Here is a 24183-nt window from a genome sequence, read left to right on the forward strand (position 1 = left end):
TAATATTTGATCAACTTTCGACGCGGGCCAGTATGGGCAGGGTTTGCGCTTGACACGCAAGCGCGAACCCAGTGCCGAAAAGCGCTTTTATGAGTCGCCGTTGCGCGCTGTGGAGTGGGTGACAACCTGCGGCGGCATCTTCGCTTGCATCAGGCTGTCGAGTGCCTGGCCATAATTGCGACCGGCCAGGCTCATGCTGTTGTTGTGCGTGGCGCCGGGCACCAGCAACAGCCGTTTGGGTTCCTGGGCGGCTTCGAACAACTGCTGGCTGAAACGCGGCGGCACGTATTGATCGGCCAGCCCGTGGACCACCAGCAGGGGCATATGGATAGCGGCGATCTTGTCGATGGAATCGAACTTCTGCGACAGCAGCCAGCGTACCGGCAACGAGGTATTCGCCACCGCCGTGGCCACATCCGCCAGGGAGGTGAAGGTCGATTCAATTACCAACCCGCGCACCGGCAACGGCGTTTGCTTGCCCAGTTCGGCGGCCAGGTCGATGGCTACCGCGCCGCCCAGGGAATGTCCGTAGATCAGGCGTTTGCTCGGGTCCGGTTGCAGCACCTGGAAACGCTCCCACGCGATGCGGGCGTCTTCGTACACGGTGGTTTCCGATGGCAGCTCGCCGTGGCTTTGGCCAAACCCGCGATAGTCGATGGCCAGAACCGAGTAGCCGAGGGCGTGCAACTGCTCAATGCGAAACAGCTGCCCGGTCAGGTTCCAGCGTACGCCGTGCAGGTAGAGGATCGCCGGTGCGTCGGCCTTGGCCGCCGGGTACCACCAGCCATGGATGTTCTGCCCGGACTTGAAACTGGCGGGCTTGAGTTCGAACTCCTGCACTGCCTTGGGCAAACCGCTGTACCAGCTGGCAGTCCCCGGCTCTATGCGAAACACCAGCTCGCGCTCCTTGTGTTGCAGCACGGCACACCCCACCGGCAGGCCGACGATCAGCAGCGCCATGCACAGCAGGGGAAACCAGCGCAGGCCCAGGCGAGACAGAAAACGAGAAGACATGAAGGTTCCAGGACAAAGGTGAAGCACGGGTTTTACCAGATGGCCCGCGCAGGCAGGAATTAATTCGACAGCCGTCCACGGCGATTGCTTGCAAAGTGTTACAGCATTGAATTACCCCTGCACCGGTTGTTAGGGTGGGCGGCTACACAGGAGAGCAAGCACATGGATTTCACAGGCAAAACCGCGATTGTCACCGGCGGCGCCCGCGGGTTGGGGCTCAGTTATGCACGGGCGCTGGCCTTGGGCGGGGCGCGGGTGGTGATCAGCGACATTGGTGCCGACCCGGTCGGCGCCGGCAACGACGCCACGGTGGTCGAGACGGCGGCCAGGGCCTTGCAGGCCGAAGGTTTGCAGGTGATCGGTCACGCAGGTGACCTGTCCACCGAAGAAGGCAGCCGGCACCTGATCGCCTCGGCCATCGAGGCGTTCGGGCAGCTCGATATCCTCATCCACAATGCCGGTTGGGTCGGTTACCAGAACATTGCCGACCTGGATGCCGCGTTCCTGCAGCGCGCCATGGACATCAACCTCTACGCGCCGCTGTGGCTGTGCAAGCACGCGTGGCCACACCTGCTGCGATCGGCCTCGCCGCGCATCATCCTCACCACGTCCGACCGCGCGATGTATGCGCAGTACGAGCAGACCGGCCTGGTGGCCTACAGCGCCGGCAAGATGGCGCAACTGGGGATCATGAACGCGTTGAGCCATGAGGGCGCCGAGGCCGGGATCCGCGTCAACGCGATTTCGCCGGTGGCCAAGACGCGCATGTGGGGTGTCACCGAGGAGCCTGACGAACTCAAGCCGGAGTGGGTGACGCCGGGCGTGGTCTTCCTGGCCTCCGCGCAGTGCGAGGACACGGGCTACATCCTGCGCGCCAGCAATGGCCAATTCACTGCCACGCGCTTCACTGAAAATCCCGGCGTGGAGTACCCGCGCAATCTCGCCCGGATCAAGGCGGACAGCGCCGAAGCTGTCGCCGCCGCGTGGCCTCGCATCAAACAGGCGTGAACCCGATGACTCCCTTGAGCAAAGACCTGACCATGGACAACAGCCCCGTTCGCATCACGGCCGAAGAGACCCTCTCGGACAACTGGTACATCCTGAAGAAATACAGCTTCGACCTGCGTCGCCGTGATGGCAGCTGGCAGGCCCAGACCCGTGAGGTGTATGACCGGGGCAATGGCGCGACGATCCTGCTGTACAACCGCGAACAGCGCACGGTGCTGCTGATTCGCCAGTTCCGCATGCCGACGTTCGTCAACGATTACCCCGGCTACTTGATCGAGACGGCCGCCGGGCTGCTGGACAATGCCAGCCCCGAGGAGCGCATTCGACTGGAAGCGGAGGAAGAGACCGGCTACCGCGTGGGGCAGGTGGAGAAGGTCTATGCGGCGTTCATGAGCCCCGGGTCGGTGACTGAGCGGATTCACTTCTTTATCGGCGAATATCAGCCGGGTGACCGGATGGGGGATGGCGGCGGGCTGGAAGAAGAGGGCGAGGATATCGAAGTGTTGGAGTTGGGATTCGAACAGGCGCTGACGATGGTACAGGCTGGGGAGATTGTGGATGGGAAGACCATCCTGTTACTGCAGCACTTGGAGTTGCGGATGTTGAAAGAGGGCTGGTGAGGCGGTGAGCTTTCCACTTCTTCAGTAACATGGCGGCCTTGGAGTTGTTCGGTGTTGCCTGTCGAACTCGGTTGAAACTGTGGGAGCGGGCTTGCTCGCGAAAGCGGTGGGTCAGTTGCTGGAGAGGGTGGCTGGTCTGGCGCATTCGCGGGCAAGCCCGCTCCCACATTTGGGGTGTATTTCAAGGTTAGAGCCGGGTTGTGCCGCCTGCTCAAATGCGGATGCAGCACCCCGAATCCCAGCCCGAACAGCAATCACAACTGTGGGAGCGGGCTTGCCCGCGAAAGCGGTGGGTCAGTCGCTGGAGAAGGTGGCTGGTCTACCGCATTCGCGAGCAAGCCCGCTCCCACATTTGGGGTGTATTTCAAGGTTAGAGCCGGGTTGTGCCGTCCGCTCAAATGCTGGTGCAGCACCCCGAATCCCAGCCCAAACAGCAATCAAAACTGTGGGAGCGGGCTTGCTCGCGAAAGCGGTGGGTCAGTTGCTGGAGAGGGTGACTGGTCTACCGCATTCGCGAGCAAGCCCGCTCCCACATTTGGGGTGTATTCCAAGGTTAGAGCCGGGTTGTGTCGCCTGCTCAAATGCCGGTGCAGCACCCCGAATCCCAGCCCGAACAGCAATCAGAACTGTGGGAGCGGGCTTGCCCGCGAAAGCGGTGGGCCAGTCGCTGGAGAAGGTGGCTGATCCGGCGCCTTCGCGAGCAAGCCCGCTCCCACATTTGGGGTGTATTTCAAGGTTGGAGCCGGGTTGTGCCGTCCGCTCAAATGCTTGTGCAGCACCCCGAATCCCAAGCCCGAACAGCGATCAAAACTGTGGGAGCGGGCTTGCTCGCGAAAGCGGTGGGTCAGTCGCTGCAGACGGTGACTGATCCGGCGCCTTCGCGGGCAAACCCACCTTCAGACTGGCGGCTATTGTCAGAAAAATCCCACAGGAGTACAAATGTACTCCATGACGACTCTCACTCCCCGCCGTACCGCCATCCTGACCTTTATCCGCGACCGTATCGCGCAGCAAGGCCAGTCTCCGAGCCTCGCCGAGATCGCCGAGGCGTTTGGTTTCGCCTCTCGCAGCGTGGCGCGTAAACACGTGCTGGCCCTGACCGAAGCCGGTTTTATTGAGGTCAACCCCAACCAGGCCCGTGGTATTCGCCTGCTCAACCAGCCGGCACGCCCCGAGTGGCTGGACATCCCGGTCCTTGGTCGAGTCGCCGCGGGCTCGCCCATCGGTGCCGATGCCGACGTGCACAGTCGGCTGCAACTCGACCCCGCCACCTTCGCGAAAACCCCGGACTATCTGTTGCGGGTGCAGGGCGACTCGATGATCGAGGATGGCATTCTCGACGGTGACCTGGTGGGCGTACGGCGCAGTGCCGAGGCCTTGAATGGGCAGATTGTGGTGGCGCGCCTGGACGGCGAAGTCACCATCAAGCGCTTCGAACGTCACGGCGAGCATGTGCGCTTGCTGCCGCGCAATCCTGCGTATCAACCTATCGTGGTCGGGCCCGATCAGGACCTGGCCATCGAAGGGGTGTTTTGCGGCCTGGTGAGGCAAGGCTGATGGGCGCCGTGGTTGCGTTGGATACGCTGTTCAATGGCGGCCGTGTCTGGAAGGGCCGACCTGCCGCGCCTCCGGCCAGCGTGCAGCCCACCGGGCTGGCGGCGTTGGATGCGGTGTTGCCGACAGGCGGCTGGCCGGAATCGGCCTTGAGCGAAATCCTCATGGCCAAGGAAGGTGTAGGCGAGCTGCAGCTGGTGCTGCCGACCCTGGCGCGGCTGTCGGCGGCGGGCGAGCGCATTGTGCTGGTGGCGCCGCCCTACACGCCGTATCCGCATGCCTGGCAGAACGCCGGAGTGGATTTGCGTCAGCTCTCGGTGATCCAGGCCGAGGAGCGCGATGCCCTGTGGGCCGTGGAGCAATGCCTGCGCTCCGGCAGTTGTGGCGCGGTGCTGTGCTGGCCGCGCAAGGCCGATGATCGCGCGCTGCGCCGCTTGCAGGTGGCGGCGGAAACCGGGCAGACCCTGGCATTTGCCTGGCGTGCCTTGAGTGAGGCGGTCAACGCCTCGCCCGCCGCCTTGCGCCTGGTCGTCGAAGCCAGGCCGGCGCAGGTGCGGGTGCTCAAATGCCGGGGCGGCCTGGCCCACCCTGCACCGATTGCACTGGCGGGGCACTGAGGTTGCCATGCGCTGGGTGTGTATTGTCTTCCCGCAATTGGCGCTGGACGGGGTGCAGCGCCTGTATCCCGAACCGGATCAACCGCTGGCGCTGCTGGCCGGCACGCCGCAGCGTCGCGTGCTGCAGACCGTCAATGACGCTGCGCGCGCCTTGGGCCTGCGCCCGGGCCAATCCCTGACGGCCGCGCATGCGCTGGCCAAGACCTTCACTTGCGCCGAATACGACCCGGCTGAAATAGAACGCTGGCAACAGTTCCTCGCCGCCTGGGCCTACCGCTTCAGCTCCCAGGTCAGTGTGTATTACCCACGCGCCTTGCTGTTCGAGATCGAGTCGAGCCTGGGGCTGTTCGGGCCGTGGGCGCAGTTCGAGGCACGCTTGCGCACGGAGCTGACCGAGCTGGGTTTTCGCCACCGTATCGTCGCTGCGCCCAACCCGGCGGCGGCGCGGGTGCTGGCGAATATCTATGATGGCCTGGCCGTCAACGATGAGGGCTTGATGCAGGCCCTGGCGCCGCTGCCCATCGACCGCGCCGGCTTCGACCCTGCGGCGGCCACTGCCTTGTCGCGCATGGGCCTGCGCAGCCTGGCCCAGGTGCAGGCGCTGCCCCGGCATACCCTGGCGCGGCGCTTTGACGCCAGCCTGCTCAAGCACCTGGATGCGTTGAGCGGGCAGCGGCCCTTGGCGCTGGCGTTCTATCAGCCGCCGGACCAGTTCGATGTGCGCATCGAGTTGAATTTCGACGTGCAATCCCACCAGGCCTTGCTGTTTCCATTGCGCCGCTTGACCGGCGACCTGTCCGCCTTCCTTTGCGGCCGCGACAGTGGCGTGCAGCGCTTCGACCTGCACCTGGAACATGCCCAGGCGCCCGACAGTGTGATCAAGGTCGGCCTGCTGAGTGCCGAGCGCGAGCCGGCGATGCTCTTCGAGCTGGCCCGTGGGCGCCTGGAGCAAGTGCAAGTGACGTCACCGGTGCGCGGCTTTCGCCTGGTGGCCCAGGACTTGCCGGTCTTCGTCCCGCAACGCCAGGACCTGTTCGATGACCGTCCGCAGCAGACCTTGCCGTGGGAGCAACTGCGCGAACGCTTGCGTGCGCGCCTGGGGGATGACGCGGTGCAAGGCCTGCGTTTTCACGCCGATCATCGCCCCGAGTGCGCCTGGCAAGCAGCGGCTGACAGTCGCGCATGCCCGACCTTGAGCAAGGTGCAACGCCCCGGTTGGCTGCTCAACGAACCGACGTTGCTGGCTGAGCAGGCGGTGCACATCCTGATGGGCCCGGAACGCATCGAGTCCGGCTGGTGGGATGGCGCCGATATTCGCCGCGACTACTACCTGATCCAGACCCGAGCTGGCCAGCAAGGCTGGGCCTATCGCACCGTGGGACAAAGCGATGGGTTGTGGCTGCAAGGCTGGTTCGCATGAGTTACGCCGAGCTGCATTGCCTGTCCAACTTCAGCTTCCAGCGCGGTGCTTCCAGTGCGCTGGAGTTGTTCGAGCGCGCCAAGCGCGAGGGCTACAGCGCCCTGGCGATTACCGACGAGTGCACCTTGTCGGGCATCGTGCGCGCCTGGCAGGCGGCCAAGGCGGTGGAGTTGCCGCTGATCATCGGCAGCGAGATGCGCATCGAGAACGGCCCGAAACTGGTGTTGCTGGTGGAAGACCTCAACGGCTACCAGCACCTGTGCCGGCTGATTACCCTGGCGCGGCGCCGGGCCGAAAAGGGCCAGTACCGACTGCTGCTGGAAGACTTCGAACAACCGCTGCCCGGCCTGCTGGCGCTGTGGGTCGCCGACGACCAGGACACCCAGGCCTCGATCCAATGGCTGCGCCGCACCTTTGCCGGGCGCCTGTGGCTGGCGGTGCACCTGCACTGCGGCCAGGACGATGCACGCCACCTGGAGCAGCGCCTGCAACTGGCTGCCAGCCTGCAGATCCCGGCAGTGGCCTGCGGCGATGTGCACATGCATGCGCGCGGTCGCCGCGCCCTGCAGGACACCATGACCGCCATCCGCCATCACGTGCCGGTGGCCGAAGCCGGCACGCGCCTGCACCCCAACGGCGAGCGGCATTTGCGCAGCCTCGGTGCCCTGGCCGCGCTGTATCCGCCAGCGCTGCGCGACGAAACCCTGAACATCGCGCGCCGCTGCACCTTTGATTTGAGCCAGCTGCGCTATCACTACCCGCGCGAGCTGGTGCCTGAGGGCCATGACGCCAGGTCCTGGTTGCGCAGCGTGACCGAAGAAGGCATCGCCCAGCGCTGGCCGCACGGGGTGGACGCCAAGACCTTGCAGCAGATCAATCACGAGCTGCAATTGATCAGCGACCTGGGCTACGAAAGTTACTTCCTCACGGTGCACGACATCGTGCGCTTCGCCCGCAGCCGTTCGATCCTGTGCCAGGGCCGGGGCTCGGCGGCCAACTCGGCGGTGTGTTTTGCCCTGGGCATCACCGAGATCGACCCGAGCCTGACCGACATGCTGTTCGAGCGTTTCCTGTCCAAGGAGCGCAACGAGCCGCCGGACATCGACGTCGACTTCGAACACGAACGCCGCGAAGAAGTGCTGCAGTACGTGTTCCAGCGCTACGGCCGCACCCGCGCGGCGCTGACGGCGGTGGTCAGCAGTTACCACGCGGCCGGCGCGGTGCGCGATGTGGCCAAGGCCCTGGGCTTGCCGCCGGACCAGATCAACGCCCTGGCCGAATGCTGCGGGCGCTGGAGCGATGATGCACCGCCACTGGAACGCCTGCGCGAAGGTGGTTTCGACCCGCACAGCCCGATCCTGCGCCGCGTGCTCACCCTCACGCAGCAACTGATCGGCTTCCCCCGGCACTTGTCCCAGCACCCTGGCGGCTTCGTGATTTCCGAGTACCCGCTGGACACCCTGGTACCGGTGGAAAACGCCGCCATGGCCGAGCGCACCATCATCCAGTGGGACAAGGACGACCTCGACGCCGTCGGCCTGCTCAAGGTGGATATCCTGGCGCTGGGCATGCTCAGCGCGATCCGCCGCTGTTTCGATCTGCTGCGCCGCCATCGCAATCGTGACCTGGCCCTGGCGACGATCCCCAAGGAAGACCCGGCCACCTACGCGATGATCAGCAAGGCCGACACCATCGGCGTGTTCCAGATCGAGTCGCGGGCGCAGATGTCGATGTTGCCAAGGCTCAAGCCAAAGACCTTTTATGACCTGGTGATCGAAGTCGCGATTGTGCGGCCGGGGCCGATCCAGGGCGGCATGGTGCATCCGTACCTGCGGCGGCGGAACAAGGAAGAGCCGGAAACCTACCCATCGCCGCAGCTCGAAGCGGTGCTCAAACGCACCCTGGGCATCCCGTTGTTCCAGGAGCAGGTGATGCAGATTGCCATGGTCGCCGCCGACTACGGCCCCGGCGAGGCCGACCAGCTGCGCCGTTCGATGGCCGCCTGGAAACGCCACGGCGGCCTGGAACCGCATCAGCAGCGCCTGCGTACCGGCATGCTCAAGAATGGCTACAGCGAGGCGTTTGCCGCGCAGATTTTCGAGCAGATCAAGGGCTTTGGCAGCTATGGCTTTCCCGAGTCCCATGCGGCCAGTTTTGCCTTGCTGACCTACGCCAGTTGCTGGCTCAAATGCCATGAGCCGGCGGCCTTCGCCTGCGCGCTGATCAACAGCTGGCCGATGGGTTTCTACAGCCCGGACCAGGTCCTGCAGGACGCGCGACGCCATCGCCTGCAGGTCCGTGCGGTGGACGTGCAGGCCAGTGACTGGGATTGCAGCCTGGAGCCGAGCGACGGCGAACAGCCGGCGATTCGCCTGGGCTTGCGCATGATCTCGGGGTTTCGCGAAGAGGATGCGCGGCGCATCGAGGCGGCGCGCCAGCGTCGGGCCTTCAGTGACATCGCCGACCTGGACGAACGCGCCGGGCTGGATCCCCGCGCCCAGGCCTTGCTGGCGGATTCCGGGGCCTTGCGCGCCCTGGCCGGCAACCGGCACAAGGCGCGCTGGGACGTGGCCGGGGTGCATAAACAGTTGGGGTTGTTCGCCGGTTTGCCGAGCCCCGACGAGGCGCAAGTGGAGCTGCCTGCACCCACGGTGGGTGAGGACCTGCACGCCGATTACGCCACCGTCGGCACGACTCTCGGCCCGCATCCCTTGGCGCTGCTGCGCGCGGAGCTGCGCAGACGACGCTGCCGCAGCTCGCAGGAATTGCTTGCGGTGGAGCATGGGCGCAACGTCAGCATCGCCGGGCTGGTCACCGGTCGCCAGCGTCCTGGCACCGCCAGCGGCGTCACGTTCGTCACCCTGGAAGATGAGTTCGGCAACCTCAATGTGGTGGTCTGGCGCGACCTGGCCGAGCGTCAGCGCCAGGCCCTGGTCGGCTCGCGGCTGCTCAAGGTGGACGGGCGCTGGGAAGCGGTGGGCGAGGTCCGGCACCTGATTGCCGGGCGCCTGACCGACCTGACGCCGCTGCTGGAGGGGATCACGGTGCGGAGTCGGGATTTTCACTGAGGGGAGTTGCCGCCGCCGCTGCGGATACGTTATATGCAATGAAACGTTTCACGGCTGCCGGGCTCCAAGGTTTTATCACGGCTAGCGCCCCACCCATTCACCCAGCCGTTCGCCAAGAGCCCACCATGCAGTTTTTATCCAATACCCACGGTTGTGAAGGTTGGGGCGGTGAAATGGCCCAGCGGATCCGCGCCTTCGACTGGTCTTCGACCGAGCTTGGGCCGATTGAGAAATGGCCCTGCAGCCTGAGCAGCAGCGTGCAGATGCTGCTGGCCTCGCCCATGCCGATGGTGATGCTGTGGGGGCAGGCGGGCTACATGATTTACAACGACAGCTATTCGGTGTTTGCCGGCGGCCGGCATCCCTACCTGCTGGGCACGGCGGTGGAGCTGGGCTGGCCTGAGGTCGCCGATTTCAACCGGCATGTGCTGGATACGTGCCTGGCGGGCGGCACCTTGTCCTACCGCAATTTTCCGTTGGAGTTGCTGCGTAACGGCGTGCCGGAAGAGGTCTGGATGGACCTGACCTACAGCCCCATCGCCGATGACCACCAGCAACCTGCCGGGGTCCTGGTGATCGTGAACGAGACCACCGAGCACGTGAAATCCGAACGAGTGCGCCAGGAACTCACGCATAACCTGGAGCAACGCGTCGCCGCCGAAGTGCAGGCGCGTTCCGCCGCCGAAGAGCAACTGCGCCAAGCGCAAAAGCTTGAGGCCATCGGCGGGCTGACCGGCGGCGTCGCCCACGACTTCAACAACCTTTTGCAAGTGATCGCCGGCAACCTGCACCTGCTGGCCCGTCATGAGCCGGACAATCCCCAGGTACAGCGCCGCGTCACGGCGGCCATTGCGGCGGTGGAGCGGGGCGCCAAGCTGTCCTCGCAACTGCTCGCCTTCGCACGGCGCCAACCGTTGTCGCCGGCGGTGTACAACCCGCAGCGCATCTACGCAGGCCTGGGCGAGCTGCTGCAGCGCGCGCTGGGCGAAACCATCCATATCGACGTGCAATTGCCCCAGGATTCCTGGTGCATCAATGTCGACCGCAACCAGTTGGAAAACGCGCTGCTCAACCTGGCGATCAATGCCCGTGATGCCATGCAGGGCGAGGGCGTGATTCGCATCACCGGCGAAAATATCATTCTCAACCCTGCCGAGTGCGTGGGTAAAAGCATCAAGCCGGGTGAGTATGTGCGCCTGGCGGTCACGGATATCGGCGTGGGCATGCCGCCGGCGATCCTGGCGCGGGTGTTCGAACCGTTCTTCACCACCAAGCGCAGTGGCCACGGCACCGGCCTTGGCTTGAGCATGGTGTTCGGCTTCGTGCGCCAGAGCGGCGGGCATGTCGACGTGTGGAGCGAAGAGGGCAAGGGCACCGTGGTGCAGATGTATTTTCCGCGCAACCTGGGTGAAGAGAGCCAGGACACCCACGCCGAACCGGCGCTGCCGGCCAACGGGCATGAGACGGTGCTGGTGGTCGAAGACAACGAAGACGTGCGCGTGACGGTCGTCGAGCTGCTCGAGCAGGCGGGCTACACCGTGCTCACCGCCGAAGACGGCGACCAGGCGATGCACCTGCTGCAGTCCGGCGTGCTGCCCGAGCTGATCTTCACCGATGTCGTGATGCCCGGCCGGGTCAAGAGCACCGACCTGGCCAACTGGGCCCGCGCCCAGGAGCCACCGATCGCGGTGCTGTTCACCTCCGGCCACACCCGCGACATTCTTTCCGGGAATCACCTGCTGAGCCCCGACATTCATCTGCTGAGCAAGCCCTACAGCCCCGAAGCCCTGGCGCAACGGGTGCGCAGCGTGCTCACCGCTCGATAAGGTTGACCATGACTTCACAGCGCGACATCCCCGCCCTCACTGCCCAGCGACCAGGCTTCGTCCGGGTGCGCGGCGCCCGCGAACACAACCTGCAGAACGTCGATGTGGATATCCCGCGCGATGCCTTGGTGGTGTTCACCGGCGTGTCCGGATCGGGCAAGTCGTCGCTGGCGTTTTCCACGGTGTATGCCGAGGCCCAGCGGCGTTATTTCGAATCGGTGGCGCCGTATGCGCGACGCCTGATCGATCAGGTCGGCGTGCCGGATGTGGACTCCATCGAAGGCCTGCCTCCGGCCGTGGCCCTGCAACAGCAGCGCGGCACGCCGAGCGCGCGGTCCTCGGTGGGCAGCGTCACGACTTTGTCGAGCCTGATCCGCATGCTGTACTCGCGCGCCGGCAGCTATCCGGCGGGCCAGGCGATGCTGTATGCCGAGGATTTCTCACCCAATCTGCCGCAGGGCGCGTGCCCGCAATGCCATGGCCTGGGCCGGGTGTACGAGGTAACCGAGGCGCTGATGGTGCCGGACCCTTCGTTGACCATCCGCCAGCGCGCCGTGGCGTCCTGGCCGCTGGCGTGGCAGGGCCAGAACCTGCGCGACATCCTGGTGACCCTCGGCTATGACGTCGACATTCCATGGCGCGACCTGCCGAAAAAGCAGCGCGACTGGATCCTCTTTACCGAAGAAACCCCGACCGTGCCGGTGTACGCCGGCTTCACCCCACAGCAGACCCGCGAGGCGTTGAAACGCAAACTGGAGCCGAGTTACCAGGGCACGTTCAGTGGCGCGCGGCGCTATATCCTGCACACTTTCACCCACACCCAAAGCGCGCTGATGAAAAAACGCGTGTCGCAATTCATGCAGGGCAGCGCCTGCCCGCTGTGCGAGGGCAAGCGCCTGACCAAGGCCGCGCTGTCGGTGAAGTTTGCCGGGCTGGATATCGGTGAATTGTCGCAACGTTCGCTGACCCAACTGGCCGAAGTGCTGCGCCCGGTAGCGGCGGGGCAGGACACGATGAAGCTGTCGGTGGAAAAGCGCCTGGCCGCCCAGCGCATTGCCCAGGATCTGCTCGAACGCGTGAGCACGTTGACCGACTTGGGGCTGGGTTATCTGTCCCTGGAGCGCAGCACGCCGACGTTGTCGTCCGGCGAGTTGCAGCGCCTGCGCCTGGCCACGCAATTGGGCTCGCAGTTGTTCGGTGTGATCTATGTGCTGGACGAGCCCTCGGCGGGCTTGCACCCGGCGGATGGCGAAGCACTGTTCACTGCGCTGGATCGCTTGAAGGCGGCGGGGAATTCGCTGTTTGTGGTGGAACACGACCTGGAAACCATGCGCCGCGCCGACTGGCTGATCGACGTCGGCCCGGCGGCCGGCGAGCATGGCGGTCATGTGCTGTACAGCGGGCCACCGGCGGGTTTGGCCAAGGTCGAAGCCTCGCAGACCCGTGACTACCTGTTCGCCGCACGGCGCCCGTCGAGCGCAGCGCAACGCCAGCCCGGCGGCTGGTTGCAGCTGGAAGGCGTGACGCGCAATAACCTCAAGGACCTGGCGGTGGAGTTTCCGTTGGGCTGCTTCACGGCGGTGACGGGCATCTCCGGCTCGGGCAAATCCAGCCTGGTCAGCCAGGCGTTGCTGGAGCTGGTGAGTGGCGGCCTCGGCAGCCGGGTGGAAACCGACGAGGAACCCAGCCTGGAAGACGATGCACCGCAAACCAGCGGCGGGCGCATCAGTGCCGGGCTGGAGCAGATCCGCCGCCTGGTGCAGGTCGATCAGAAACCCATCGGCCGCACGCCGCGTTCCAACCTGGCGACCTACACCGGATTGTTCGACCACGTGCGCAAACTGTTCGCGGCCACTCCGGCGGCGAAGAAACGCCATTACGATGCCGGGCAGTTCTCCTTCAATGTCGCCAAGGGCCGTTGCCCGAACTGCGAAGGCGAGGGTTTTGTCAGCGTTGAATTGCTGTTCATGCCCAGCGTGTACGCGCCATGCCCGACCTGCCACGGCGCGCGCTACAACCCCGAGACCCTGGCGATCGAATGGCAAGGCCTGAGCATCGCCCAGGTGCTGGGGCTCACGGTGGAACAGGCGGTAGAGGTATTTGCCGAGGAGCCTGGCGTACTGCGCTCATTGCAAGTACTGCGCGATATCGGCCTGGGCTACCTGCGCCTGGGCCAGCCGGCGACCGAGCTGTCGGGGGGTGAAGCGCAGCGCATCAAGCTTGCCACCGAGCTGCAACGCAATGCGCGCGGCGCCACGTTATATGTGCTGGATGAACCGACAACGGGCTTGCACCCACGGGATGTCGACCGCCTGCTCAGCCAGTTGAACCATCTGGTGGACGCGGGGCATACGGTGGTCGTGGTGGAGCATGAAATGCGCGTGGTGGCCCAGAGTGACTGGGTGATTGATATCGGGCCCGGGGCCGGGGATTTGGGCGGCAAGGTGGTTGCCAGCGGCACGCCGCAGAAGGTCGCGAAAAGCAAGAAAAGCCGCACCGCCGCCTTCCTCGTCAAGGAGCTCTGACCCCCTGTATGCGCCCGGCAAGCCGGGCGCCTTCCGTGTCAGGCTTGCTGGATCTGTTGCTTGGCCTGCTTCACCACATTCTCGACGGTAAAGCCGAACTTCTCCTGCAGCTTCGCCAACGGCGCCGACGCGCCGAAGCTGTTCATCACCACCTTGGCGCCGGTCTGGCCGACGTAGCGGTCCCAGCCCAGCGGGCCTGCCTGTTCGACCACCACGCGTGCTTTCACGGCGGGCGGCAATACACTGTCGCGGTAGGCCTGGTCCTGCTCTTCAAACAGTTCCCAGCTCGGCATCGAGACCACTTGCGCGGCGACCCCCTCAGCCTTGAGCTGCTCATAGGCCGCCACCGCCAGGCTGACTTCGCTGCCCGTCGCCAACAGCAGGACTTTAGGCTGCTCAGCCCCGGCCAGCACATACGCGCCCTTGGCCGCTCCGGAGGCGGGTGCGTACTTTGACCGATCCAGCGTCGGCAACGGCTGGCGCGACAACACCACGCAACTCGGACGATGGGTTTGTGCCAGGGCGACTTTCCACAGTTCGAGGGTTTCATTTGCGTCGCCTGGGCGCAGGGTGAGCAACCCCGGTGTGGCGCGCAGTTGGGTCAAATGCTCGATGGGCTGGTGCGTCGGCCCATCCTCGCCGACGCCAATCGAGTCGTGGGTGAACACGAACACCACCGGAAGCTCCATGATCGCCGCCAGGCGGATCGGCGGTTTCATGTAGTCGCTGAACACCAGGAACGTCGAGGTGTACGGCCGCAGGTAAGACAGCGCCATGCCATTGGCAATCGCGCCCATCGCATGCTCGCGGATGCCGAAATGCAGGTTGCGCCCGCTGTAGTCGTCGGCGCTGAAACGTCCGGCACCGTCGAAGGTGAGGTTGGTCTTGGTCGAGGGCGACAAGTCCGCCGAACCGCCGAGCAACCACGGAATCTGCTGGGCAAACGCGTTCAGCACTTCGCCACCGGCGGCGCGGCTGGCCACTCCCTTGGCGTCGGTGTCGAAGCTGGGCAAGCCGTCCTGCCAATGCTCGGGCATTTCACCGGCGCGCATGCGCTGCAGTTCATCGGCCAGCTCCGGTTCATATTGCTCCAGGTGCGTCAGGTGCTGCTTCCAGGCGTCATACAGTGGCCGGCTGCGCTCCAGCAGCGCATCACGCAGCACTGTGCGCGCTTCATCGGGCACCAGGAAACTGGAATCCTGCGGCCAGCCGTACGCGGCCTTGGTCAGGCGGATTTCCTCGTCGCCCAACGGCTCGCCATGCGCGGCGGCAGTGTTGTGCTTGTGGGGCGAGCCGTAGCCGATCACGCTGTCGACCACGATCAGGGTCGGTGCGCCGGTGTTGGCCTTGAAGGTCTCCAGGGCGGTGCTCAGGGCCGGCAAGTCATTTGCGTCGGTCACGTGCAAGGTGTGCCAGCCATAGGCCTGGAAGCGCTTGATCACGTCTTCGCTGAAGGCCAGTTCGGTATGGCCTTCGATGCTGATGGTGTTGTTGTCGTAGATCCAGCACAGGTTATCCAGCTTCAAGTGCCCGGCCATCGAGGCGGCTTCGCTGCTGATGCCTTCCATCATGTCGCCGTCACCGCACAGGGTGTAGACGTTGTAGTCGAACAGCACCTTGCCATCGCGGTTGAAGCGTTGGCCCAGCCAGCGTTCGGCCATGGCCATGCCGACACTGTTGGCGCAGCCCTGGCCGAGGGGGCCGGTGGTGGTTTCCACGCCGGTGGTCATGCGGTACTCGGGATGGCCCGGGGTCTTGGAGCTCATTTGCCGGAACTGCTTGATGTCGTCCAGGCTGATCGCCGGTTGCCCCGAGCGCTTGCCATGCGCATCGATCTCGACCACGCCGGCCAGGTGCAACAGCGAATACAGCAGCATCGACGCATGCCCCACCGACAGCACGAAGCGGTCGCGGTTGGGCCAGTCGGGATGGTCCGGGTGGTAGCGCAGGAAGCGGCTCCACAACGTATACCCCACCGGCGCCAGGCCCATGGGCGTCCCCGGATGGCCGGAATTGGCCTTCTGCACAGCGTCCATGGCCAGGGTGCGAATAGTATTGATGCATTGGGTGTCGACAGCAGTGGCAGCGTGAGTCATGAAACCGGTCTCCCTCAGGGTGCGATCTACAGTGGAGGGCAGGGCACGGCAAAGGTTTGATCGCATCGCCGGCGTTGCGACGAACGGGGATGGTTTGACCCCGGACATGACAAGACCCCTTGGAATGGGCTAGTTTCAAGGCTGTAGCCATTGATCAACTTGCGGAGGTACGCCATGCCAGTGAAACACGACCTATACCAGGACTTGGGTTTTACCAAGGAAGTCGTTCACGAACGCAGGGCCAGCGACAAACGCCTGGACTCGCTGTTCAGTCAATACGACGCAGCCGACGCCGCGGTGCTGAAGGCGGAGTCTGCCAGTGCCAGCGATGAGGACGTGGAGAAGCTGAAGAAGAAACGCTTGTTGGTCAAAGATGAGATCGTGGGGCGGCTGGGATAAGCCGTGCGCTTGCAACGAAACGGTAATTTTTGTTCAGAATTGTCTGAGGGACATCTTCCACTTCGCTGCTTATGATGCCGACCGCCCACCCGGCTCTGGGGACTGTTGCGGCGCCAGGATGGCGCTGGTGAGCCGGGTGGGCACTCGGTCTTTTTACCCCAGCAGCGCGCGGGTGCAGTCATCGATAGAGCGCTGCTGCGTTTCGCCGTACAGCTGCAATTCATCGATTGTCTGGCGCCCCAGCGCCTTCTCGAACTCGGCCTTGTTCGAATTGGCTGCGTAGTGGCTCTGCGCCGCGTCCCCCAGGTTTGACTGAAATATCCCCGCCGCACTCACTGGCAGGAAATCCTCATACACCAACGGTTCCACGTCCACATGACCGGCCGCGATCAGCGCTGGCAGCGTACGCGGCTGATCGGCTTGGCCGCGTGCCGCCAGGCCCTTGTCCGTGGCGAAGTAGCGGAAGTACGCCAGGTCGTGTTCGCGCATCTGCGCGTGGTCATCCGGGAAGGCCTGGAAGTGTTGCTCCATCAATTGCATATAGCGTGCGGCGTTGCCCTCATTGGGGAAAGCGCCGAGTTCGTCGCGGGCGGCGTTCAGCAGTTGGTCGTACAGCGCACGGCCCTTGGGGGTGAGGGCGACGCCGCGTTGTTCGATTTCACCGAAGCGCGCGCTGTGGCTGCCTTGGGCGTCGGTGAAGGCGATGGGTTCGTCGAGGGCCTTGAAGCTGGTCTGGCGCAGCAGGATCGGGCAACGGCGGCGGGGTGGGCCTTCGATCACGGCCTTGGGGGTGATGCCCTTGCCGGGCATGGCGGCCTGCACCTGATCGATATCCAGCGTACGCGGAGTCAGGTGGTTGATGTGCGGGCCCTTGAAGGCCACCACGTCGGCGATCAGGCGGTGCTGGTCGCTGAGTTGCTGGTACTGCGCGGCGGTGACGGTGGCGGTGTGGTGCCAGCGAAAGGTCTCCAGGGCCTGGCGGATGAAGGCCTCCGCATCGTTGGCGTCGAGGCCGCCGTCCTGCTCCGCTTGTTCGATCAGTGCGAGGGCGCCGGGGGTAAAGATCGCCCGCTTGGCCAGGGCCGTTTCGGCGAAGGCGCGCAGCTCAGGACTTTCGATCAGCTCCAGGCGCAGCAGCGAGGTGAACACGCGAAACGGGCTGGTTTGCAGCGCGCTTTCATGTACCGCGCGAAACGCCGTGGAATGCACCGGCACGCCGGCGGGCGTCAGGTCGTAGTAGCCCACCGGTTGCATGCCCATCACCGCAAACAGGCGGCTGATGGTCGCCAGCTCTGCAGCAGTGCCCAGGCGGATGGCGCCGTGACGCTCCTGGTCCAGGCGCTGGATTTCGCCGGTGCGCTGCAGCTGTTGCGCCAGGGCCGGTTCGCGCTCGAATACGCGGGTATTGGTCTCGGCCACCAGCTCCATCAGCGCCCCATACAGCGGAACTTCATCTCGGTACATATCGGACATGGCCTTGGAAAAGCCCTTGCGGATCTCGTCGGGGCTGACATGTGCGCTGGTGTGCATAGAAAAATTCCTGATGGCTTTGCCGATGAAGGTGACCGTTCGCTGGATTTTGTTGAGCTGCAGGTGAGGTTGCAAACGAAGATTCCTCTGGACTTCATTCTGCAAATGAATGAGATGACGCGAATATGACAAAAAACGGCCGGCTGGAAATTTCATTTTTCCGAGCCTTTCCTAACTAATTCTTCACGGAGTCAGCCCCATCCGCCATGAAAGAATCGTCACGTTTGCAAGGATGAAAACGTCGTTTCGCACATCGCACACATAAAAATATGTTTAGGGGCCGTCGTTAATGAAAATTTCTACACTGGCGTTATCCATCACCGCCGCCGTTCTTGCACAACACGCATTGGCTGATGATTTCGGGCTCGGTTCGCTGGGCACGGGCAACGGTCACAGCGGCTTTCTCGAAGACAGCCACGCCGCTGTCAGTTCGCGGACCATGTACTACAGCGCGGATAACCGCTCGGGGACCAACAACGATCTGCGCGAAGCCGCGACATTGCTGCGCTTCGACTATAAATCCGGCTACACCCAAGGCACCCTGGGTGTCGGTTTCGACGTCATGGCCTTTGGCGCGCTGCGCCTGGACGGCGGCGATGGCCACACCGCGGGCCCTGGCCTGTCGGGTAACGGCAACAGTTTCTTCCCGACCAAGAACAACGGCACTGAGCCGGCCGATTCCTTTGGTCGTGCGGCGGGTAACGTGAAGTTCCGCATTTCCCAGACCGAGTTGCACGTCGGGGGTGGCTTGGCGCCGGTGTTGCCGATCCTGGTCTCCAACGACAGCCGCGTGGCACCGCAGACCTTTGATGGCGGCATCCTCACCTCCAGCGACATTCCCAACGTGACGTTCACCGGTGGTGAATTGAACCGCGCCGAAGGCCGTGCCTCCAGCAACTCCACAGGCTTGAGCGTTGCCGGTGGCCAGCGCGACAGCGACAGCTTCAAGTTCGGTGGATTGGACTACAAGCCGTTTGGTTCTTCCGACAACGTCGTCGCGAAAAACCTGACGTTGCAGTACTACTACGCCCAACTGCAAGACTTCTACAAACAGAACTACTTCGGCCTGGTCCACGTGCTGCCGCTGGGCAATGACCAGTCGTTCAAGACTGACCTGCGCTACTTCGACAGCACCAGCGACGGCAAGAACGGCGAGAGCGGCTACCAGTTCAACAACAACGGCGGTTACGCCAAGCATGCCAACGAAGTCGACAACAAAACCTACAGTGCCGCCTTCACCTACCAGTTGGGCGGCAGCAGCCTGATGCTGGGCCACATTGGTGTGGGTGACGACGGCGGTTTTGTCTGGGTCAACCAGGGCAGCATCGCCGACCCGCACGCGCAAGGCGCCGGCGGCAGCGACTTCTACCTGTTCACCGACGCCGTGGTCGGCCAGTTCTCCCGTGCCGGCGAGCAGGTCAACTTCGGTCAGTACTCGTATGACTTCAAGGCTTATGTACCGGGCCTGAAGGCGTCCGTGGCGTACCTGGACGGCTCGGACATCAAGTCGAAAGTGGCCGGTGGTCCGGACCAGAAAGAAAACGAAACCGACTTCCGCCTGGACTACGTTGTGCAGGCCGGTCCTCTGAAAGGCTTCGGTACCACCTTCCGTACCGGTACCTACCACGGCAAAAACACCGGCACCGCCGACCAGGACCAGACACGCCTGATCTTCAACTACACGTACGCGATCTTCTAAGTCTTCATGTGCACCCGGGCGTCATTGGGTTCTACACTGCTCCTCACCTGGTAGGCGATGGAGGACCCAATGACGGCCACACCCAACACCCGAATACTGGACACGATTGAAGGCCAACGCCTGGCGACGCCGGATGCCGAACGTTGGCGCGAGTGGGGCCCCTATCTGAGCGAACGCCAATGGGGCACGGTGCGCGAAGACTACAGCGCCGATGGCGATGCCTGGACCTATTTCCCCCATGAACATGCACGCAGCCGCGCCTACCGCTGGGGCGAAGATGGGCTTGCCGGCTTCAGTGACAAGGCGCAACGCTGGTGCCTGGGCCTGGCCTTGTGGAACGAGCGCGACACGATCCTCAAGGAACGCCTGTTCGGCCTGAATAACGCCGAAGGCAACCACGGTGAAGACGTCAAGGAACTGTACTTTTTCGTCGATGGCGTACCGAGCCATGCCTACATGCGCATGCTCTACAAATACCCGCACGCAGCCTTTCCCTACGCTGACCTGACCACCGAGAACGGGCGCCGCGGGTTGGACGATGCCGAGTATGAAATCCTCGATACCGGCGTGTTCGAAGACAACCGTTACTGCGACATCAGTGTCGAATACGCCAAGCACGCGCCCGACGACATCTTCATGCGCGTCACCGTCCACAACCGCTCCGAACAGCCAACCCGCTTGCAGGTATTGCCGCAACTGTGGGCGCGCAATGACTGGAGCTGGACCTTCGACGCGCCCAAGCCAGCGTTGACGCTGGACACTGATCGGGTGCTGGCCCGGCATCACGAACTCGACGATCGCCATCTCAGCGCCTGGGGCCAGGAGGGGGTGGAATGGCTGTTCTGCGAAAACCAGACCAACTTTCCCAAGCTCGACGGACAACCGACGCCGGGGCCGTTCAAGGATGGCATCAACGATTACGTGGTGGACGGCGTTGCCACGGCGATTCGCCGCGACGCCGGCACCAAGGTCGCCGCGCGGTTTAGCCTCGAACTCGCAGGCCTTGAGCATAAAACCCTGTACCTGCGTTTTGCCCCGACGGACGCGCCCGAGGTCAATGCGCGCAAGCTGTTCGACTTGCGCCGCCTGGAGGCGGATGAGTTCTACGCCGCCTTGCAGCACGGCATCGCCGATGACGACGCGCGCAATGTGCAGCGCCAGGCGCTGGCCGGATTACTGTGGTCCAAGCAGCTGTACTACTTTGATGTGAACCAGTGGCTCGACGGAGACCCGGCCCAGCCTGCGCCGCCGCCCGAACGCCTGCATTTTCGCAATACCCATTGGCGGCACCTGTCCAACTTCGACATCCTCTCCATGCCCGACACCTGGGAGTACCCGTGGTACGCCTCCTGGGACCAGGGCTTCCAGGCCGTGGCCTTTGCGCTGATTGATCCCGGGTATGCCAAGCAACAGTTGCTGCTGCTGGTCAAAGACCGGTTCATGCACCCCAACGGCCAGCTGCCGGCCTATGAGTGGCGGTTCGATGATGCCAACCCGCCGGTGCATGCCTGGGCCAGTTGGCGTGTGTATCAGCAGGACAAGGCGCTGACCGGCGTCGGCGATATGGATTTCCTCGAGCGAATTTTCCACAAGCTGCTGCTGAATTTTTCCTGGTGGGTCAACCGCAAGGACGCCGAGGGGCGCAACCTGTTCCAGGGCGGTTTCCTCGGCCTGGACAATATCGCCTTGTTCGACCGCTCGGCCGCGTTGCCGCCGGGCTATCAACTGGACCAGGCCGACGGCACGGCGTGGGTCGCGGCGTATGCACTGGACCTGATGCGCATCGGGCTGGAGCTGGCCAAGCGCAACGTCGTCTATGTCGATATCGCGGTGAAGTTCTTCGAGCATTTCCTCTATATCGCCGGCGCGATCAACCGGGTCGATGACAGCGCCGAAGGGTTGTGGGACGAGCAGGACCGGTTTTTCTACGACGTGCTGCACCGTCCCGATGGCCAGAGCGAGCCGGTGCGCCTGCGTTCGATTGTCGGCCTGATGCCGTTGTTCGCGGTGCTGGTGCTGGAGCAGCGCGAGCATGAGGGCCTTGAAGGTCTGCGCGAGCGCCTGCTGGGCTTCATGCACCATCGTCCGGACCTGGCCAAGCTGGTGTCGCGCTGGAACGAACCGGGGCAGGGCAATCGCCTGTTGCTGGCTTTGTTGCGGGGCGAGCGCACCAAGGACTTGCTGCGGCGCATGCTCGATGACAACGAGTTTCTCTCGGCGTTTGGTGTGCGCTCCTTGTCCAAGGCCTTCGCCGAGCAGCCGCTGGGGCTGAAGATGAATGGCGACACCTTGTGCGCGCGCTACCAGCCTGGCGAATCCGATTCGCGCCTGTACGGCGGCAACTCCAACTGGCGCGGGCCGCTGTGGATGCCGGTGAACTACATGCTGATCGAATCGCTGCGCGAATTTCACCGCTACTACGCGGATAACTTCTCGGTGGAGTACCCGACGGGCAGCGGTTATCTGGCGTCCCTTGAAGAAGTGGCCGACAGCCTCAGCCAACGTCTCACGCGATTGTTTTTGCGCGATGAAGATGGCCTGCGCCCGTCGATGGCGGGCTATGCGCAATTGGAAGCAGACCCGGCCAGTCGCGACCTGGTGTTGTTCCATGAGTATTTCCATGGCGAAACCGGGCGTGGGTTGGGGGCGTCGCACCAGACGGGGTGGAGTGCGTTGGTGGCGTTGTTGCTGCAGCCGAAAATCTAGGCTGCGCCACGGATCTGCTTTTCTGTGGGAGCTGGCTTGCCTGCGATAGCGGTGGAGCCGATAGCATTGATGCAGGCAGTGCCGACGCCATCGCAGGCAAGCCAGCTCCCACTTTGAAACTTCATGGCTTGCGAAATGGCAGGCAAAAAAATCCTGCCACCGAAAGGTCTGAATCAGGTAAATTCGCCACCCCTTCAGACAAGGATGTAGACGATGGCGAATGTTATCGCGCGGGTTGGCAGTGCAGGCCTATTGGGGGCACTGCTGATCACCTGCGCAGTGTTGATCACTTCACTGTATCCCCGGGAAAGCGCTGCGACGCCGCTGATGATGCATTGCCGCGATTGCGAGAAAGGTGACGACACCTTCGATGCGACAAAATGGTTCAGCAGCGGCATGTACCGCCTTGAAACGGATATTGTTCCCAACCCGATGCGGACGATGACTCGCACTCATCCGGTGGTCTTCAAAGCCAAGGACAATGACCAACTGGTCGAGGCCGCGCTGCGTGGAATCGGCGATGTGCTCCCATCCTTCGATCCCCGCGCGTTTGAAGCACAGTGGCCCGTGTTAACCAAGCGCGTACGTTACAGCTACAGCTTTTTTATGCTGCCCGATGAACCCCGGGACCTCTATGACATGTACTTGCAAGTGGGCAAATACAAGCTGGTGATCGTGGTTGGGCTTGACGTCAATACCGGTGAAATCACCGCCGAGTATGATGGGCGTGTGATTCGTGAAAACGATGGTAATGACCCTGCGTACATGGACACGTTCGAAGAAATGGATGACGCCAACACCCGCTGACCGGGAGGCTGGCTGAACGAAAAATCCCGCCGAAAGGCGGGATTTTTTTGAGCGCGGGCTTATCAGGCCGGGAACAGCTCGCTCAGTTTCATGGCCAGCATCATGTCGCCTTCGGTGCGCAGCTTGCCGCTCATGAAGGCCTGCATGCCGTCGGTGTCGCCGCTGACGATGCCTTCCATGGTTTCGCCGTCGGTGACCAGGGTCACTTGGGCGTCAGGGTTTTCGCCTTCCAGCAGTTCGCAGGTGTTGTTCTTGACCACCAGCGAGAAATTCTGGGTGTCGTCGATACGGAAACCGAACACCAGGTCCAGGCCGTCAGCAGCGGCTGGGTTGAATTTGGCTTTCATTGCTTCTACAGCTTTGGCTACGTCAGTCATGGTTTCGATCCTTTAGGGTAGAGTCCAGTGACCTTGGGGTCACGGTTGGCCGCAGTTCATCGGAACGTGATGAGCTGCGGCGCCTTCAACAGTTGCAAGTGGGTATGACTGTTGAAGGAAGCCAGTGCCACCTCGCGACCACGGAATTTCAGCTGGTTGAGCGAGGTGTTAACAATTTGCCAGTTCAGTTCGAAGGCCTGGGCCGCCGGCATTCGGGTTATCAGGTGGAGCAGGGCGGTGATGGTGCCGCCGGAGGTGAACACCGCAATCTTCTGTGCGTTGTCCGCGGCTTCCAGAATGCGCTGCAGGCCACCCTGGACCCGTTCGACGAAGCCCAGCCAGCTTTCCAGGCCCGGCGGATCATAGGTGCCGGCCAGCCAGCGCTCGATGATCAGGGCGAAGATGCGCTGGAATTCGCTGCGGTTCTGCGCGGCGTTGCGCAGGATCTCCAGGGCTTCGGGTTCGGTGGTCAGCAGGTCGGGAAGCAGGGCGCGGATAATCGCGTCGGCGTCGAATTCGTTGAAGGCGCTGTCGATTTCCAGGGCCGGTACCGGCAGGCCGAGGGCGCTGTACTGATCGAAGGCGGCCGTGGCGGTGTGCTGCTGGCGGCGCAGGTCGCCGGCCACGCAGCGGTCGAACACCAGGCCCAGGTCCGCCAGGTGGCGCCCGAGCACTTGCGCTTGTTCCACGCCGACGGGCGACAGGACGTCATAGTCGTCTGCACCGAAGGAGGCCTGGCCATGTCGAATCAGATAGATGCTGCCCACGTCCGTTTTCCCGGTACGTTGAAAGTCTGGCGAGGTTATGAGGATGCCAGGGAGCTGTCAATGAAAAAACATACGCTTGTTTTAAAAGCTCGTTAGAGGCCGCCTACTGGCGGTTTGATCACTGGCTCGAACGCGGTGCCGCCGGTATGC

Annotated in this window: 17 protein-coding genes; 12 read left to right on the forward strand and 5 right to left on the reverse strand. The window is 63.5% G+C overall.

Annotation, left to right across the window (positions count from 1 at the left end):
* Positions 1-87: 87 nt before the first annotated feature.
* Positions 88-1014 (reverse strand): alpha/beta hydrolase, encoded by a 927-nt coding sequence (locus tag BBG20_RS23575; RefSeq protein WP_065907690.1) that lies wholly within the window; start codon positions 1012-1014, stop codon positions 88-90.
* Positions 1015-1176: 162 nt separating this feature from the next.
* Between BBG20_RS23575 and BBG20_RS23580 the strand changes: the two genes are divergently transcribed.
* The 8 genes from BBG20_RS23580 to uvrA all read left to right on the forward strand — a co-directional run bounded on the left by BBG20_RS23580 (position 1177) and on the right by uvrA (position 13652).
* A complete protein-coding gene (locus tag BBG20_RS23580) occupies positions 1177-2022 on the forward strand; it encodes an SDR family NAD(P)-dependent oxidoreductase (RefSeq protein WP_065907691.1) in 846 nt (281 codons plus the stop codon).
* Between the two features lie 32 nt (positions 2023-2054).
* A complete protein-coding gene (locus BBG20_RS23585; RefSeq protein ID WP_065907769.1) occupies positions 2055-2642 on the forward strand; it encodes an NUDIX domain-containing protein in 588 nt (195 codons plus the stop codon).
* A gap of 939 nt (positions 2643-3581) precedes the next feature.
* The gene (gene lexA, locus BBG20_RS23590; RefSeq protein WP_065907692.1) at positions 3582-4199 is read left to right on the forward strand and encodes a transcriptional repressor LexA; all 618 of its coding nucleotides are present in this window, start codon (positions 3582-3584) and stop codon (positions 4197-4199) included.
* A complete protein-coding gene (gene imuA, locus BBG20_RS23595) occupies positions 4199-4813 on the forward strand; it encodes a translesion DNA synthesis-associated protein ImuA (protein WP_065907693.1) in 615 nt (204 codons plus the stop codon). Before lexA ends, imuA begins: the two co-directional genes overlap by 1 nt.
* A 7-nt stretch (positions 4814-4820) precedes the next feature.
* The gene (locus BBG20_RS23600) at positions 4821-6233 is read left to right on the forward strand and encodes a Y-family DNA polymerase (protein ID WP_065907694.1); all 1413 of its coding nucleotides are present in this window, start codon (positions 4821-4823) and stop codon (positions 6231-6233) included.
* Positions 6209-9301 carry an error-prone DNA polymerase gene (locus BBG20_RS23605; RefSeq protein WP_218187749.1) on the forward strand — a complete coding sequence of 1031 codons (3093 nt, stop codon included), beginning with the start codon at positions 6209-6211 and terminating at the stop codon, positions 9299-9301. Before BBG20_RS23600 ends, BBG20_RS23605 begins: the two co-directional genes overlap by 25 nt.
* 125 nt (positions 9302-9426) lie before the next feature.
* Positions 9427-11127 carry an ATP-binding protein gene (locus BBG20_RS23610; protein WP_065907697.1) on the forward strand — a complete coding sequence of 567 codons (1701 nt, stop codon included), beginning with the start codon at positions 9427-9429 and terminating at the stop codon, positions 11125-11127.
* An 8-nt stretch (positions 11128-11135) separates the two neighbouring features.
* Positions 11136-13652 (forward strand): excinuclease ABC subunit UvrA, encoded by a 2517-nt coding sequence (gene uvrA / locus BBG20_RS23615; protein WP_065907699.1) that lies wholly within the window; start codon positions 11136-11138, stop codon positions 13650-13652.
* A 38-nt stretch (positions 13653-13690) separates the two neighbouring features.
* Here uvrA and tkt read toward each other — a convergent pair whose 3' ends face one another.
* Positions 13691-15748: a transketolase gene (gene tkt / locus BBG20_RS23620; RefSeq protein WP_065907701.1), complete on the reverse strand. Its 2058-nt coding sequence runs from the start codon at positions 15746-15748 to the stop codon at positions 13691-13693.
* A gap of 174 nt (positions 15749-15922) precedes the next feature.
* On the opposite strand from tkt, the gene BBG20_RS23625 reads away from it, so the two are divergent.
* On the forward strand, positions 15923-16147 hold the full coding sequence (locus tag BBG20_RS23625) for a DUF465 domain-containing protein (protein WP_065907703.1): 225 nt from the start codon (positions 15923-15925) through the stop codon (positions 16145-16147).
* A gap of 153 nt (positions 16148-16300) precedes the next feature.
* On the opposite strand, the gene hglS is transcribed toward BBG20_RS23625, so the two are convergent.
* Positions 16301-17677, reverse strand: a complete 1377-nt coding sequence (hglS, locus tag BBG20_RS23630) for a 2-oxoadipate dioxygenase/decarboxylase HglS (RefSeq protein ID WP_065907771.1) — start codon at positions 17675-17677, stop codon at positions 16301-16303.
* Positions 17678-17966: 289 nt separating this feature from the next.
* Here hglS and BBG20_RS23635 point away from each other — a divergent pair, with 289 nt between their 5' ends.
* The 3 genes from BBG20_RS23635 to BBG20_RS23645 all read left to right on the forward strand — a co-directional run bounded on the left by BBG20_RS23635 (position 17967) and on the right by BBG20_RS23645 (position 22889).
* Entirely contained in the window at positions 17967-19376 is a 1410-nt protein-coding gene (locus BBG20_RS23635; RefSeq protein WP_065907705.1) for an OprD family outer membrane porin, read from the forward strand.
* 69 nt (positions 19377-19445) lie between these two features.
* Positions 19446-22082, forward strand: a complete 2637-nt coding sequence (locus BBG20_RS23640; RefSeq protein WP_065907707.1) for an MGH1-like glycoside hydrolase domain-containing protein — start codon at positions 19446-19448, stop codon at positions 22080-22082.
* Positions 22083-22295: 213 nt separating this feature from the next.
* Positions 22296-22889 carry a hypothetical protein gene (locus BBG20_RS23645; protein WP_065907708.1) on the forward strand — a complete coding sequence of 198 codons (594 nt, stop codon included), beginning with the start codon at positions 22296-22298 and terminating at the stop codon, positions 22887-22889.
* Positions 22890-22951: 62 nt separating this feature from the next.
* Here the strand turns inward: BBG20_RS23645 and BBG20_RS23650 are convergent, their stop codons facing one another.
* Together BBG20_RS23650 and BBG20_RS23655 are read right to left on the reverse strand one after the other, a co-directional pair.
* Positions 22952-23266, reverse strand: coding sequence for an SCP2 sterol-binding domain-containing protein (locus tag BBG20_RS23650; protein WP_016969749.1), 315 nt, complete (start codon positions 23264-23266; stop codon positions 22952-22954).
* A 56-nt stretch (positions 23267-23322) separates the two neighbouring features.
* Positions 23323-24033: a histidine phosphatase family protein gene (locus BBG20_RS23655; protein WP_065907710.1), complete on the reverse strand. Its 711-nt coding sequence runs from the start codon at positions 24031-24033 to the stop codon at positions 23323-23325.
* Between the last annotated feature and the right edge of the window lie 150 nt (positions 24034-24183).

Source organism: Pseudomonas aylmerensis (assembly GCF_001702265.1).
GTDB lineage: Bacteria > Pseudomonadota > Gammaproteobacteria > Pseudomonadales > Pseudomonadaceae > Aquipseudomonas > Aquipseudomonas aylmerensis.

Coding starts and splice junctions, on each gene's coding strand:
- BBG20_RS23585 (WP_065907769.1), top strand. CDS start 2,055: ATGGACAACAGCCCCGTTCGCATCACGGCCGAAGAGACCCTCTCGGAC.
- BBG20_RS23580 (WP_065907691.1), top strand. CDS start 1,177: ATGGATTTCACAGGCAAAACCGCGATTGTCACCGGCGGCGCCCGCGGG.
- BBG20_RS23650 (WP_016969749.1), bottom strand. CDS start 23,266: ATGACTGACGTAGCCAAAGCTGTAGAAGCAATGAAAGCCAAATTCAAC.
- BBG20_RS23640 (WP_065907707.1), top strand. CDS start 19,446: ATGACGGCCACACCCAACACCCGAATACTGGACACGATTGAAGGCCAA.
- BBG20_RS23610 (WP_065907697.1), top strand. CDS start 9,427: ATGCAGTTTTTATCCAATACCCACGGTTGTGAAGGTTGGGGCGGTGAA.
- BBG20_RS23575 (WP_065907690.1), bottom strand. CDS start 1,014: ATGTCTTCTCGTTTTCTGTCTCGCCTGGGCCTGCGCTGGTTTCCCCTG.
- BBG20_RS23625 (WP_065907703.1), top strand. CDS start 15,923: ATGCCAGTGAAACACGACCTATACCAGGACTTGGGTTTTACCAAGGAA.
- lexA (WP_065907692.1), top strand. CDS start 3,582: ATGTACTCCATGACGACTCTCACTCCCCGCCGTACCGCCATCCTGACC.
- tkt (WP_065907701.1), bottom strand. CDS start 15,748: ATGACTCACGCTGCCACTGCTGTCGACACCCAATGCATCAATACTATT.
- BBG20_RS23635 (WP_065907705.1), top strand. CDS start 17,967: ATGAAAATTTCTACACTGGCGTTATCCATCACCGCCGCCGTTCTTGCA.
- imuA (WP_065907693.1), top strand. CDS start 4,199: ATGGGCGCCGTGGTTGCGTTGGATACGCTGTTCAATGGCGGCCGTGTC.
- BBG20_RS23645 (WP_065907708.1), top strand. CDS start 22,296: ATGGCGAATGTTATCGCGCGGGTTGGCAGTGCAGGCCTATTGGGGGCA.
- BBG20_RS23600 (WP_065907694.1), top strand. CDS start 4,821: ATGCGCTGGGTGTGTATTGTCTTCCCGCAATTGGCGCTGGACGGGGTG.
- uvrA (WP_065907699.1), top strand. CDS start 11,136: ATGACTTCACAGCGCGACATCCCCGCCCTCACTGCCCAGCGACCAGGC.
- hglS (WP_065907771.1), bottom strand. CDS start 17,677: ATGCACACCAGCGCACATGTCAGCCCCGACGAGATCCGCAAGGGCTTT.